Consider the following 12,449-nt stretch of genomic DNA (forward strand, 5'->3'; position numbering starts at 1 on the left):
GTCACTCCGGCAGGCCCGCCTTGCGGTAGCCGTCAACGAAATGCGCAAGCGTCACAGGGTCGCGGAACGGCTCCGTACTCGCCCAGTGTCGCGTTGTAAAATGCGGGTTGGCGACGAGGAACAGCTCGACCTCGGCGCGCGCCTCGTCGAGCCGGCCCAGTTGGGCAAGGCTTGCCGCCAGGAAACGTCGCGAGCTGGTGCGATACGTCTCGTCCCTTCGCAGTGTCTCGACGGCGGCTTCGTATTCGCCGGCGGCATATTGGGCCTGGCCGAGCGTCAGATAGTACCAGCTTGCCGGAAACGGGTTCAGCCGGAACGCCTTGCGGATGTGCTCAAGGCCCTCATCCACCCGCCCGGCCAAGACCGCTATGTCGGATAAAGTCGCCCAGGTATCGGCCTCATTCGGGTCGAGCTCGATCGCCTTGGCGAATTCCGCATCCGCCTCGGCGAAGCTGCGCTCATATGCAAGCAGGTTGGCCAGCACCCAATGGCAGCCGGCATCGTTCGGATCGATCGCCACGGCTTTGCGTGCCAGTTCCAAAGCAATGCTACGGTTCGGCTCGATCGGTTCGCCCCAATGCACCCATCTCATCCAGTGGTTCATGGCAAGCCAGCGATTGGCCTCGGCATATTCCGGATCAAGCGAAATCGCGCGCGTGAGCATCAGATGCGCTTCCCGCGCCGTCTGAGGCGAATCATCGATCAGCTTGCGCGCCCGCACGCAGAGATCGTAGGCCTCGAGATTCTTGGGGCGATTGCGCGGCGGCTGTGGGCGCAGCCGGCCGAGCAACGCCTCCACGATCTTGCCGGTGACCTCGTCCTGAACTGCAAAGATATCTTCGAGGCTGCGGTCGAAGCGTTCCGCCCATAGATGATTGCCGCTCACCGCATCGACCAGCTGTGCGTTGATGCGCACGCGCCCTGCGGCGCGTCGTGCGCTACCCTCCAGCAGATACCGCACGCCAAGGTCCGCAGCGATCTCGCGCACGTCCCTCGCCTTTCCTTTGAAGGCGAAGGCCGAGTTGCGCGCGATGACGAAGAGGCCGGAGATCCTGGACAGGTCGGTGATCAGGTCTTCGGTCAACCCATCCGCGAAGGAATCCTGCTCCGGATCGCTGCTGAAATTAACGAAAGGCAACACGGCGATCGATGGTTCGTTGGGCAGCGCCAGTGGATTTCGCTTCGCGCCACCGACCTGTTCGACAGGGCCCGTGAAGCGGTAGCCGACCCGCGGAACCGTGGCGATCCATTCTCCGCCGTCGGGGGGCGCACCAAGCATTTTCCGCAGCTGCGCGATCTGGACGGTGAGGTTGCCTTCCTCGACCGCCCTGCCCGGCCACGCCGCATCCATCAACTCGGCTTTTCCCAGGATTTCGCCCGGCCGTCCGGCGAGCGCCTCAAGCAGCTTCAGCCCGCGATAGCCGATGGCGACGGGATCATCGTTCCGGACGAGCGTTCCCGCACCCGGATCAAGGACGAACGGACCAAAGACGATGCGCGATCGCTGCATAGGCGCATCTATAGTGCGTTTGGAAGTTTTTGAGAACTTTTTGGAGGAGCTTAATTACGACGCTTTTCGCATAACGCAGAATTCGTCCTCCCCAGGTCGAGGGCTCTGCCCCTCAAGCCGTATGGAGGTTGCAATGAACGATATCCCCTCCGTTATGACGGAAATGCCGCGTCGCCGCCTCGCGACCCTTCGAAGCATTATCGCGACGTGGGAGGAGCGGAAGCGCTTTCGCTGCGAACTTGAGCAAAAGTTGAAGGACGATCCGCATTTGATCTGCGATATCGGTCTGACGAAGCTTGAAGCCGAGGCGGAGATCGCCAAGCCCTTCTGGCAAGTATAGGCGTAGTCTGCATGACCACTGAAAGCACGACATTATCGCTCCACGAGCGGATCCCATGGGCCGCCATGGCCGGCATCATCGCGACCGTCACGGTGTTCGCCGTGGCACAGGGCCTTACCTATCCCCTGCTCAGCTTCATCCTGGAGCGGCAGGGGACGACGCCCGGCCTGATCGGCTTGTCCGCGGCGATGACCCCGCTGGGTTTCATCGTATCCGCCCTCTTCATACCGGCATTGGCGCGGCGCATTGGCGGGGCGCGGCTTGCCATCCTGTGTTCGGGCCTGGCCGCGCTCACGCTGATCGCAATCGGCTGGTCGCGGGAGGTCTGGATCTGGATGCCGCTGCGCTTCCTGCTCGGCTTCTTCGCCAATCCGCTTTACGTCATCAGCGAGACCTGGCTGCTCTCGATCACGCCCGCGCGGCGGCGCGGCCGCATCATGGGCCTTTATTCGTCGATCGTCTCGGGCGGCTTCGCCATCGGCCCGCTCTCGCTCGGTCTTGTCGGCACGCAAGGGTGGCCGCCCTTCATGGTCGGCATCGTCGCCTTCCTTCTCTGCGGGCTGATCGTGCTTGCGGTCGTGCCGCACCTGCCGAAGATGCCACATGAAGGCGAAGCGACATCGGTCGGAGGCTTTTTCGCACTGGCGCCGCTGCTCTTGTTCGCGGTTTTCGCCGCCGCCGCCTTGGAGCAGACCCTGCTTTCCCTGTTCGCGGTCTATGGCGCGGCGCTCGGCAGCACAGAAGGGCGCATCGCCTCGCTCATCACCTGTTTCATCGCAGGCAATGCCGTGCTGCAGATATTGCTCGGGCGGGTGGCCGAACGGTTCGGGTCGCTGCGGACGATGATGCTCTGCGCCTTGGCTTCACTGGGTGGCTGCCTGCTGCTGCCGGCGATCTTCGAATCATGGCTCATCTGGCCGCTCTTTTTCGTCTGGGGCGGAGCCTCGTTCGGAATCTACACAATGTCGCTGATCCAGCTCGGCGAACGTTTCACCGGCCAGGCCCTGATCGCCGGCAACGCGGCCTTCGCCTTCGTATGGGGCATCGGCGGCATCGTGGGCTCGCCCGCGACCGGACTGGCGATGCAACTGATCGGACATCAGGGGCTGCCATCGTCCCTTGGCCTGCTTTGCTTCGTGCTGGCCATGTTTCTCGTGGCAGAGAGACGGCGGATCTGACCGGGAATTGCGTCGTGCCGCGGTCCAACACGTTGAAACTATGCACTTCCGGACGGAATGCCGCTATCCCGGAAGTGCTCTAATGCGCCGTAAAAGCACCGTCGACCGGATGATAGCTGCCGGTGATGAAGCTCGCCTGTTCCGACAGCAGGAAACAGACGAGAGCGGCAACTTCCTCCGGTTTTCCCCGCCGGCCGAGCGGCTGCAGCGCTTCCAGGCGCCGTGTCTTCGCCAATTCCGAATGTCCCGACAGAAGCGGCGTTTCGATCCAGCCGGGGCCGACCGCGTTGACGCGAATCCCCATTCTTGCATATTCGATCCCGGCAGCTTTGGTGAGCCCCACCACCCCGTGCTTGGCGGCGGTGTAGGCAGACGCGGTGGGCAAGGCGACCGCGCCGAGAATCGAGGACATATTGACGATGGCGCCTCCGCCCTTTCCGAGCATGGCGGCGATCTGGTATTTCATACAGTAGAAGACGCCGTTCAGGTTGACTTCTATCAGCCTGCGCCAATCTTCGAGCGGGTAGTCCGCGGTCGCTTTGCGCGGCCCCTCTATGCCTGCATTGTTGACCGCCAGATGCAATCCGCCGCATTCCTGCACGGCGAAGGCGACCATTTGCTCCACCGCCCCCGCGTCGGTGACGTCGACGGTGAAATCTCGCGCCCTACCCCCGGCTGAGCGAATCTCGGCGGCGACGCTTCGCGCCGCTTCGGTGTCGCGGTCTGCGACGATCACTTCCGCACCCTCGCCGCCAAGTTGCCTGGAAATGGCGGCGCCGATGCCGGAACCCGCGCCGGTCACGATTGCGATTTTTCCTTCCAGGCCGAGTTTCATCGTGCCGCTCCTTGTCTCCGCTGCTTCCCCGAACCAGTCGATCAGACGCCGGTTCCGGTCGCAAGAGGTTTCATCCTTGCGGTCGTAACCGTTGCAAGGCTTGGCCGACACGCGCTTGGGTGTTAAACACGAAATCGTAGGGACTCACAATTTACTCAGCAGGTGAGAATGGAGAACGATCGCATTACGCGCCGGGTACTCGTGCTGGGTAGCCTGGCTCTATTGGCCTCCGGTTGCAGTTCGTTGCGACCAGCCGACAGCCCGCAAACGGCCAGGACCCGTATAGACCCACGATACCGCAGGCAGGAGGTCGCCTATTATGGCGGCGAAGCGCCCGGAACGATCGTTGTCAATACGGGAGAACGCTATCTCTATTATGTTCAAGGTGGCGGTTCGGCGATTCGCTACGGGATCGGCGTAGGTGAGGAAGGCCGCACTCTCAAAGGCCGGGCGAAAATCGGCCGCAAGGCGGAGTGGCCCTCCTGGACGCCGACTGCAAACATGATTCGCCGCAAGCCGCATCTGGCACAATATGCCGGCGGAGTGAGCGGCGGGTTGCATAACCCGCTTGGGGCCGCGGCCCTCTACCTTTACCAGGGCGGAAACGACACTATGTTCCGGCTGCACGGGACGAACGAGCCCTGGACGATCGGGCAGGCCGTATCGAGCGGGTGCATTCGCTTGACGAACGACGACATCGTCGATCTCTACAGCCGTACCCCGGTGGGTACGACCGTGCTGATCGTTTGATGGCGTTTTCCGTTACATTTCGGTATAAATGACTAAGCCCCGTGTGTTCCGACGCGGTTGATAACCCGGTAACCATAAAGCGGTTATCAACTGTGTCCTTTCTGCACTAGGCCCCGGCGCAAATCGCCACTATTACTTGAAGTGTTGCCTTCGATAACCCATTCCGACTATTGAGGAAAGGACTACTTGATGAGCCGAATTCTAGTTGTGATGATTGCGTTGCTTTCCGTTGCCGGCCTCACCGCGTGTGATACGATCGGCAAAGGTAAGGGTAAGGCCCCGCCGCCTGCTGCCGTCGATACGGTAGAGCCGGCGCCGGTATACAAGTAACAGTGACTTTGCGCCGTGGGAGAGCTCAACGAGCGCTCTCCCACGGCGCGTTATTCAGGGTTAGACCGGCTGTGAGACTGACGGCATAGTACGTGTCAAGAACTCCAGCAAGCCGGCCCGAGGTCTGGATTGTCAGAACTCGGAAGACAATCTAAGTGGTGTGATGACGCTTGCACGAGGCCGCATATCCTTTGTGATCTTGGTCGCACTGGCAGCAGCAGCATGCCAGACACAAGACAAAAATCCCGAACCGCGCTACGTTTCCAGCAGCCTGAATGCGCCGGCGAAACTTGAATCTCAAGCGCGAGAGCAGGGTTATTTCATCGAATTTCGCTCCCGCTACGCGCTGAGCTATGGCCACACCTACGTCATCTACGGGCGCACGAACAAGTCTGGCGCGGTCGTTCAGCGTCAGGTTGCCGGCCTTGCACCGGCCACGCTCGATCCGACGCCGTATGTCCTCGGCCATTTTGTGCCCGTTCCCGCCGAAACCGGCGCGAGCGACGGTGACCTCGAGGAAGAATACCGCTCGGCAAGCTGGCGCGTCATGCTGACGGAGGCGGAATACAAGAAGGTCGTGGCTTTCATCGACAAACTGAAAGCCAGGTCGAAGGTCTGGCACGCGTCGCTCTACAACTGCAACGCCTTCGTGGCCGAAATCGCCCGCTCCATGGGCTATAAGACGCCCGGCATCTGGCTTCGACCGCAGGAATTCATTACAAGGCTTCGGGAGATGAACGGAGGTTGAGAGGCGACGGGCACAGAGCTCGCGATCCAGCCGTCACCGTTCGACATAGAATCACGCTGCGAAGCATCGGCTGAAGAAGGTTCCCGCCCGATCGTTGACGCCAGGCGCATGCTAAGGATTTGGGGAACTAGACATGTCGGTATCCTCCATCGGCGAGATCGCCTGGGTGCTCGGAATCGTTGCCTGGTACTTCATTCGCCGCCCCTATGAACGCCGGGCCAAGCGCGTGCGAGTCGTCAGCCATCGCCGCTCAACCTCCGAGATGCTGGGGCTGGCGGCAGCCCTGCTCGGCCTCGCGATCATTCCCGCTTTTTATGTCGCAACCGGCATCCCGGAAGGAGCCGACCACCCTGCCCGGCTCTGGGCCGTCGTGGTCGGTGCCGCTATTTTCTGTCTGGCCATGTGGGTCTTTCGCAGAACCCACAAGGAACTCGGGCGCAACTGGTCGATCACGCTCGAGATTCGCGACAAGCACGAACTGATTCGCCGCGGTCCTTACGCCCTAGTCCGCCATCCCATGTATACTTCGTTCCTGCTGATGGGCGTCGGCCAGGCGTTTCTTCTGCCGAACTGGGTCGCAGGGCTGGCGGGTCTTGCCGGTTTCGCGGTCCTCTTTCTTCTGAGGGTGGACAAGGAGGAACGCATGATGATGGAAATGTTCGGCTCTGAGTATCGCGACTACATGGCGGACACCAAGCGGATCATTCCGTACATTTACTAGAGGTGCATGATGCGAGGCCGAGCCCTCAAGCTTTCAGCGTCTCGGCGCCTGGTCGGGGATCTCATGCGATTTTCGATGAAGGTGCCGCGGGTGAGCGTGCAGCGGCGGATGAATCTCGGGCCGTTGCTCAAGGCCAGAACATCGCTTGAAAGCAGGCCATCCTGGACGGCGCTCTTCCTCAAAGGATACGCCCTTCTCGCGCAGGAGACGCCCGAGTTGCGGCGCGCTTACGTCAAGTTTCCCAGACCGCAGCTCTACGAGTATCCGGGAAGCATCGCTTCCATCGCGCATGAAAGGGAGTACGAGGGCGAACGAGTCGTGCTTCTGACGACGATCAAGAATCCGGAGCGCCGTTCGATCACGGAGCTGGGCTCCTTGATGCAGACGGCGCGAACCAGCCCCGTGCTGGAGGTCAAGGAATTCCGGCGCGCCTTGAAGATCGCCCGCCTCCCCGGCCCTGTCAGATGGCTTCTAATGTGGCTCGGTTTGAATATCGGCCGGCAAAGGGCGCGCCGTTTCGGTACATTTCAGCTGTCGGTCTATTCGGGCCTCGGCGCAGAATCGCTCAACCCTCTCACGCCTTTGACCTCACTTCTGAATTACGGCCCGATCGACAAGGATGGCTCGGTCACGGTGCGTATCCACTATGACCACCGGGTCATGGACGGCGCCAACGTCGCGCGCGCCCTCGAGCGGTTCGAGAGGATATTGAACGGCGAAATCACCGCCGAGCTGGAGGGGCTTGCATTTGGGCGCGACGTGACCGCTGCGGCAGGTTCCGGGGCAGCGCGATGACTTCGGGCGGTCAAAGTCGTCCGGCCGTAGTCATCGTCGGTGCATCGCGGGGAATCGGCAAGGCAATCGCCGAAGTGGCCGCGAGGGATGGCACGCCGGTCGTAATGGTAGCGCGTTCGGCCGAATCACTGGCGGCCGCCGCCGACGGTATCCGGAAGGCCGGAGGGGAGGCGTTCACGGTCCCGCTGGATTTCCTGGCTGATGATGCGACGCTCGGTCTCGAGAACTTCCTGTCCGCAAACGGCCTGTTCTGCGACGTACTCGTCAACAGCGCCGGTTATGGATTGCGCGGAGGGGCGACGGTCCTGCCGCTCGATGAACAGCTCGGCCTCGTCGACCTCAACATCCGCGCCCTTACCGAACTCACCCTGCGTTTCCTGCCGGCAATGGTCGCGCGCGGTCGCGGCGGCGTCATCAATCTCGGTTCGGTCGCAAGCTTCACGCCGGGTCCGTACATGGCGCTCTATTATGCCAGCAAAGGTTTCGTCCGCTCCTTTTCGGAAGCGCTGCATCAGGAACTGCGTCGCACCGGCGTGACCGTCACATGCGTGGCACCAGGGCCGGTCGCGACGGAATTTCTGGCAACCTCCGGCGCCAATCGCGTCGCGCTGTTCAAGATCCTGCCCAAGCTCGAATCGGGCTATGTCGCTGAAAAGGCCTGGCGCGGCTACAAAGCAGGCCGCCGCCTCGTCATACCCGGCATTGCGTCCAAGCTGACGATCCTGTTGGCGACACTGGTCCCGTCGGCGATCATGCTGCCCCTGATCGGCCGATTGCAGCGCAGGAGCAAGGATCCGTGCCCTTGCGGATCCGGAAAAAGTTTCACCTCGTGCTGCGGTGCCCGCGGCAATTCGCTCGGAATCACCACGCAAAGTCGATAGCGAAGTATTCGCGGAGTGGCGAGCGGCCATGAAACACCGGCCTCTCCGATGAGGTCGAGCCTCTACGATCGATGAATAAACAGATTAAATGGCGTCCATATGCCCTTGATAATCAAGCGACATCGTCAAAGTCGCCTTCTATAGCGTTTCACTGCGCCATTGAAACAGTGAGACGCTATAGCCCTCTGAAACTACGCGCTTTCGGGCAGAGAACCGCCACACCTTTCTTGCAAGTGCTCTAACAAAGGCCAGTTTAGATTCGGGATTCCCGCAGCGGTTTGTTTTGTTTGATCTCCTCATTCCTGTGCTTGTCACAGGAATCCAGTCAGACCAAGTCCTTGGGCTGAAAGAACGCTTCCCGCGCCGCAGACGCGGCGCTGCTGGATCCCTGTGGCGAGCACAGGGATGAGGGTAGAGAGGGTGCGGTCCCTCGGCGCGTTTCATAAACCGTGACGATAGTAAGGCGGCGCGGAAGCTCCCGCCCGTATACAGCGTCCCGCTTCGCTTCGATGTAGTGGCCGCACATCTCGGTCCCTCATTCCTGTGCTTGTCACAGGAATCCAGCCAGACCAAGTCCTTGGGCTGAAAGAACGTTTCCCGCGCCGCAGACGCGGCGCTGCTCTCGTCTCTGTGACAAGCACAGAGATGGCGAAGGAGGAGAGGTTGCATTGAAGCAAGCACGTCCGGCCGGAAAGCTGCTACGACGCAATCGACTGATTTCCAGATCCGGCCAGGCTCCCATGGACGGCCGGGCGCCTTTCCCTGACACGGGAAGAACCAGAGCATCCGATCCCTAAAGACCGGATGCTCTGGTCGTGGCTTCAGCACCTCCGAAGAGCGCCGGCGCCGTGATGTTGTCAGTCCTTGCTGTAGTCAGCGCCGTACCACTTGGTCGTCAGTTTTCCGAGTGTGCCGTCGGCCTTCATCGCTTTGATGATTTCACCGATTTTGGCAGTCCATTCCGGGTCGCCTTTATCGGCAATGACGACCGCGGGCGACCGAAAGGGATAGACGTCCTCGAGGATACGGACGGGATAGTCGTTTCTGACTGCATTTTTTGCGGTCTGCTCGGGGGCGATGACCGCGTCCAACCGAACACCGTTGCCAAGACGCAGGTCGTCGAAGGGCATCATGGAATCGGGAAACGTGCGCACCTCCCCCGGTTCGAGTTTGTATTGAACTGGCGGCAAACCCGGCGCATCGATCTCCAGGCGACGGTTGATGAAGTCTTCGGACGCCGTGCCCGTCTCCACGCCGATAACCTTGCCATTCAGATCTTCTTCCGATTGAATGCCGCTTTCGGCATGAACGACGTAGACGTAAGGGCTGTAATAGTAGATTCCGGCGAAATCGATGACCTCTGCGCGCGCCTTGGTCGGTGCGACGGAACCGACCCCGAGATCGAAACGGCCCTGCCAGTGCCCCCCGGTCATGGTTGCCCATTCCGGAGTTTCGAAACGCACGTTCACGCCCAACCGGTTGCCGATTTCTTTGGCGACATCAATGTCAAAGCCGACAAGGACATTGTTTTCATCGAGGAACCCCTGCGGCGGCCAGCCGACATTGGTGGCGACGACCATCTCTTTTTTCTCGTTGACGCGATCAAGCGTAGGGCCTGCCACTGCCGAACTGCAAAATATAAACAGAGACGCCGATGCTATAGCAGCAATTCTTTTCATGTTTTCTCCTACCCCCCGTTGAACGGTCAACAACTCCTTGCGTGTTTTTTGCTGGGATAGTTCTACAAACGGACGCAGCCCGCAAACCCATTTATTAGAATTGTGCTATCGGAATTTCCGATTCCACCTTCCAAAATCGGTTCTGATAGCTTCGGGTTGTCGAAATGAAACCAGCACCGCCGGAGGGTCCAGTTCGTTTCTGTCGGTGGAAGGCCGTCGGCGACGGCGTCGTTCAGGGGAGCCAAACTTTCGAGCGCGCAGATCGCAGTTACCGGCGGGCCGCGCGAAGATCACACCGGTGGCAGATCGCCGCGCTGCCAGCCTTCCATGGTCTCCGCCATGAAATCGGTATAGCGCCCTTCTTCGATCGCCTTGCGGATGCCGGCCATCAACTCCTGATAATAGGCCAGATTGCTCCAGCTGAGCAGCATGCCGCCGAGCGATTCGTTTGAACGGATCAGGTGGTGCAGGTAGGCGCGCGAATAGTCGCGAGTCGCCGGACAGGAAGACTGTTCGTCGAGCGGGCGAATGTCTTCCGCATGTCGGGCATTGCGCAGATTGATGCGGCCGTAGCGCGTGAAGGCAAGCCCATGGCGTCCGGAGCGGGTCGGCATGACGCAGTCGAACATGTCGATCCCATGCGCGACCGACTTCAGGATATCGTCCGGCGTTCCGACGCCCATCAGATAGCGCGGCTTGTCGGCCGGCAGGACGGGGCAGGTCACGTCGAGCATGCCGAGCATGACCTCCTGCGGCTCACCAACGGCCAGCCCCCCGACGGCATAGCCCTTGAGGTCCAGATCCCGGAGGGCCAGGGCCGAGCGTTCGCGCAGCCTGGGAATGTCGCCGCCCTGTACGATGCCGAACATCGCCCTCCCCGGCTGATCGCCGAAGGCGACCTTGCAGCGCTCTGCCCAGCGCAGCGACATTTCCATCGCGCGCTCGATCTCGTCCGGTTCCGCCGGCAGCGCCACGCATTCGTCGAGCTGCATCTGAATGTCACTGCCGAGCAGGCCCTGGATCTCGATCGAACGTTCGGGCGACATATGATAGAGCGCGCCGTCGACATGGCTCTTGAAGGTAACGCCCTGTTCGTTGAGCTTGCGCAGGCTTGACAGCGACATGACCTGGAAGCCGCCGCTGTCGGTCAGGATCGGCCGCTCCCAGCGGATGAACTTGTGTAGTCCGCCAAGCCTGGCAACCCGTTCGGCGCCCGGGCGCAGCATCAGGTGATAGGTGTTGCCCAGAATGATATCGGCGCCCAGATCGCGCACCTGGTCGAGATACATCGCCTTGACCGTGCCGACGGTTCCGACCGGCATGAAGGCAGGCGTACGGATCGTCCCGCGAGGGGTCACCACTTCGCCACGGCGCGCATTGCCGTCGTTGGCAAGCAGTTTGAATTGAAACGCTTCGGTCATCTAATCTTTCCGGAAGAGCAGGCTCGAATCGCCATAGGAATAGAATCGGTACCCCGTTGCGATCGCATGCGCATAGGCGGCGTGCATCGTCTCGAGCCCCGCAAAGGCCGAGACGAGCATGAACAGGGTCGATTTCGGCAGGTGGAAATTGGTCATCAGCATATCGACCGCGCGGAAGCGATAACCCGGCGTTATGAAAATCCCGGTTGCGCCCGACCAGGGACGGATGCTTCCGTCTTCGGCGGCTGCGCTCTCGATCAGCCGAAGCGATGTCGTGCCGACACAGACGATGCGGCCGCCGCGTTCGCGCACGGCATTGAGCTTCGCAGCGGTCACCGGATCGACGTGACCGATTTCCTCGTGCATCACGTGGTCGGCGGTATCGTCTGCCTTGACCGGGAGGAAGGTTCCCGCACCTACATGCAGCGTGACGAAATACCGTTCGATCCCAGCCTCGTCCAGGCTGGCGAAAAGCCGGTCGGTAAAGTGCAGCCCCGCAGTCGGCGCGGCTACCGCCCCTTCCTCGCGCGCATAGACCGTCTGGTAGTCGGTCCGGTCCCGTGCATCGTCGGCACGCTTGGATGCGATGTAAGGCGGCAGGGGAATGTGTCCGACGGCCATGATCGCCTCATCGAGCGAGGGGCCCGAGAGATCGAAGCGAAGCGTCACCTCGCCGGCATCGCCTTTCTCCTCGACCACGGCCTCCAGCGATCCGAGCAGGCAGGCATTGCCGCCATGACCGAAGCTGATCCGGTCACCCGGCTTCAATCTGCGGGCCGGACGGGCGAAAGCTTTCCAGCGACTGGGCGCAACCCGCATATGCAGCGTCAGCGACACGGGCGTGCTTATGTCCTCACCCCGGTAGCGGACGCCTTCGAGCTGCGCCGGTATGACCTTGGTGTCGTTGAAAACCAGCGCATCGCCCGGCCGCAGGAATGACGGCAGATCGAGGACGCCGCGATCTTCGAGAACCGGTTCGCCGTCGGGGCGAACGATGAGCATGCGGGCGCTGTCGCGCGGGCTTGCGGGCCTCAGCGCAATCGAATTTTCCGGCAGGTCGAAATCGAACAGGTCTACGCGCATCTATGGTATCAATTAAAAGCAAACCCGCCCCGGCGGCTCGCGCGCGATCGGGGCGGGCAGGTCAGTGCGCTACAGCGCCGCGCGTCTGACAAGACGCGCGAAGATCGCCGCAGCACGTCGAACCGCTGCATGTTCCGTCCTTGGATCGATGACGATCCAAGGCAACATGCAGTAGCGC

At 61.3% G+C, this 12,449-nt stretch carries 13 protein-coding genes; 8 read left to right on the forward strand and 5 right to left on the reverse strand.

Annotated features, from left to right (window positions below):
* Position 1 precedes the first annotated feature (1 nt).
* Positions 2-1,510 (reverse strand): winged helix-turn-helix domain-containing tetratricopeptide repeat protein, encoded by a 1,509-nt coding sequence (locus N0Q91_RS09735; protein WP_275597964.1) that lies wholly within the window; start codon positions 1,508-1,510, stop codon positions 2-4.
* 133 nt (positions 1,511-1,643) lie between these two features.
* Between N0Q91_RS09735 and N0Q91_RS09740 the strand changes: the two genes are divergently transcribed.
* A complete protein-coding gene (locus tag N0Q91_RS09740) occupies positions 1,644-1,850 on the forward strand; it encodes a DUF1127 domain-containing protein (RefSeq protein ID WP_275597965.1) in 207 nt (68 codons plus the stop codon).
* A gap of 11 nt (positions 1,851-1,861) precedes the next feature.
* Positions 1,862-3,028 (forward strand): MFS transporter, encoded by a 1,167-nt coding sequence (locus N0Q91_RS09745; RefSeq protein WP_275597966.1) that lies wholly within the window; start codon positions 1,862-1,864, stop codon positions 3,026-3,028.
* A gap of 79 nt (positions 3,029-3,107) precedes the next feature.
* On the opposite strand, the gene N0Q91_RS09750 is transcribed toward N0Q91_RS09745, so the two are convergent.
* Complete coding sequence (locus N0Q91_RS09750) at positions 3,108-3,863, reverse strand: SDR family NAD(P)-dependent oxidoreductase (RefSeq protein ID WP_275597967.1); 756 nt, start codon at positions 3,861-3,863, stop codon at positions 3,108-3,110.
* Positions 3,864-4,031: 168 nt separating this feature from the next.
* Between N0Q91_RS09750 and N0Q91_RS09755 the strand changes: the two genes are divergently transcribed.
* From N0Q91_RS09755 to N0Q91_RS09780, 6 genes are all read left to right on the forward strand, one after another.
* On the forward strand, positions 4,032-4,613 hold the full coding sequence (locus N0Q91_RS09755; RefSeq protein ID WP_100673983.1) for a L,D-transpeptidase: 582 nt from the start codon (positions 4,032-4,034) through the stop codon (positions 4,611-4,613).
* A 189-nt stretch (positions 4,614-4,802) separates the two neighbouring features.
* Complete coding sequence (locus tag N0Q91_RS09760) at positions 4,803-4,943, forward strand: hypothetical protein (protein WP_003529619.1); 141 nt, start codon at positions 4,803-4,805, stop codon at positions 4,941-4,943.
* Between the two features lie 163 nt (positions 4,944-5,106).
* Entirely contained in the window at positions 5,107-5,691 is a 585-nt protein-coding gene (locus N0Q91_RS09765) for a hypothetical protein (protein WP_100673984.1), read from the forward strand.
* Between the two features lie 133 nt (positions 5,692-5,824).
* Positions 5,825-6,412, forward strand: coding sequence for a protein-S-isoprenylcysteine O-methyltransferase (locus N0Q91_RS09770; protein ID WP_018097672.1), 588 nt, complete (start codon positions 5,825-5,827; stop codon positions 6,410-6,412).
* A 9-nt stretch (positions 6,413-6,421) separates the two neighbouring features.
* On the forward strand, positions 6,422-7,207 hold the full coding sequence (locus tag N0Q91_RS09775) for a chloramphenicol acetyltransferase (RefSeq protein WP_026168888.1): 786 nt from the start codon (positions 6,422-6,424) through the stop codon (positions 7,205-7,207).
* Positions 7,204-8,088 (forward strand): SDR family NAD(P)-dependent oxidoreductase, encoded by an 885-nt coding sequence (locus tag N0Q91_RS09780; protein WP_275597968.1) that lies wholly within the window; start codon positions 7,204-7,206, stop codon positions 8,086-8,088. The genes N0Q91_RS09775 and N0Q91_RS09780 overlap by 4 nt, the downstream gene beginning before the upstream one ends.
* 857 nt (positions 8,089-8,945) lie before the next feature.
* Here N0Q91_RS09780 and N0Q91_RS09785 read toward each other — a convergent pair.
* The 3 genes from N0Q91_RS09785 to queA all read right to left on the reverse strand — a co-directional run bounded on the left by N0Q91_RS09785 (position 8,946) and on the right by queA (position 12,271).
* Positions 8,946-9,767, reverse strand: coding sequence for a transporter substrate-binding domain-containing protein (locus N0Q91_RS09785; protein WP_275597969.1), 822 nt, complete (start codon positions 9,765-9,767; stop codon positions 8,946-8,948).
* 290 nt (positions 9,768-10,057) lie between these two features.
* Positions 10,058-11,188: a tRNA guanosine(34) transglycosylase Tgt gene (tgt, locus tag N0Q91_RS09790; RefSeq protein WP_275597970.1), complete on the reverse strand. Its 1,131-nt coding sequence runs from the start codon at positions 11,186-11,188 to the stop codon at positions 10,058-10,060.
* On the reverse strand, positions 11,189-12,271 hold the full coding sequence (gene queA, locus N0Q91_RS09795; RefSeq protein WP_100673989.1) for a tRNA preQ1(34) S-adenosylmethionine ribosyltransferase-isomerase QueA: 1,083 nt from the start codon (positions 12,269-12,271) through the stop codon (positions 11,189-11,191).
* Between the last annotated feature and the right edge of the window lie 178 nt (positions 12,272-12,449).

It is taken from the genome of Sinorhizobium prairiense, assembly GCF_029201645.2.
GTDB lineage: Bacteria > Pseudomonadota > Alphaproteobacteria > Rhizobiales > Rhizobiaceae > Sinorhizobium > Sinorhizobium meliloti_A.

What these genes read in the sequence shown, in the direction of transcription:
- N0Q91_RS09765 (WP_100673984.1), top strand. Translation starts at nt 5,107, where the DNA reads ATGACGCTTGCACGAGGCCGCATATCCTTTGTGATCTTGGTCGCACTG.
- N0Q91_RS09785 (WP_275597969.1), bottom strand. Translation starts at nt 9,767, where the DNA reads ATGAAAAGAATTGCTGCTATAGCATCGGCGTCTCTGTTTATATTTTGC.
- N0Q91_RS09740 (WP_275597965.1), top strand. Translation starts at nt 1,644, where the DNA reads ATGAACGATATCCCCTCCGTTATGACGGAAATGCCGCGTCGCCGCCTC.
- N0Q91_RS09760 (WP_003529619.1), top strand. Translation starts at nt 4,803, where the DNA reads ATGAGCCGAATTCTAGTTGTGATGATTGCGTTGCTTTCCGTTGCCGGC.
- N0Q91_RS09780 (WP_275597968.1), top strand. Translation starts at nt 7,204, where the DNA reads ATGACTTCGGGCGGTCAAAGTCGTCCGGCCGTAGTCATCGTCGGTGCA.
- N0Q91_RS09735 (WP_275597964.1), bottom strand. Translation starts at nt 1,510, where the DNA reads ATGCAGCGATCGCGCATCGTCTTTGGTCCGTTCGTCCTTGATCCGGGT.
- N0Q91_RS09770 (WP_018097672.1), top strand. Translation starts at nt 5,825, where the DNA reads ATGTCGGTATCCTCCATCGGCGAGATCGCCTGGGTGCTCGGAATCGTT.
- queA (WP_100673989.1), bottom strand. Translation starts at nt 12,271, where the DNA reads ATGCGCGTAGACCTGTTCGATTTCGACCTGCCGGAAAATTCGATTGCG.
- tgt (WP_275597970.1), bottom strand. Translation starts at nt 11,188, where the DNA reads ATGACCGAAGCGTTTCAATTCAAACTGCTTGCCAACGACGGCAATGCG.
- N0Q91_RS09755 (WP_100673983.1), top strand. Translation starts at nt 4,032, where the DNA reads ATGGAGAACGATCGCATTACGCGCCGGGTACTCGTGCTGGGTAGCCTG.
- N0Q91_RS09745 (WP_275597966.1), top strand. Translation starts at nt 1,862, where the DNA reads ATGACCACTGAAAGCACGACATTATCGCTCCACGAGCGGATCCCATGG.
- N0Q91_RS09750 (WP_275597967.1), bottom strand. Translation starts at nt 3,863, where the DNA reads ATGAAACTCGGCCTGGAAGGAAAAATCGCAATCGTGACCGGCGCGGGT.
- N0Q91_RS09775 (WP_026168888.1), top strand. Translation starts at nt 6,422, where the DNA reads ATGCGAGGCCGAGCCCTCAAGCTTTCAGCGTCTCGGCGCCTGGTCGGG.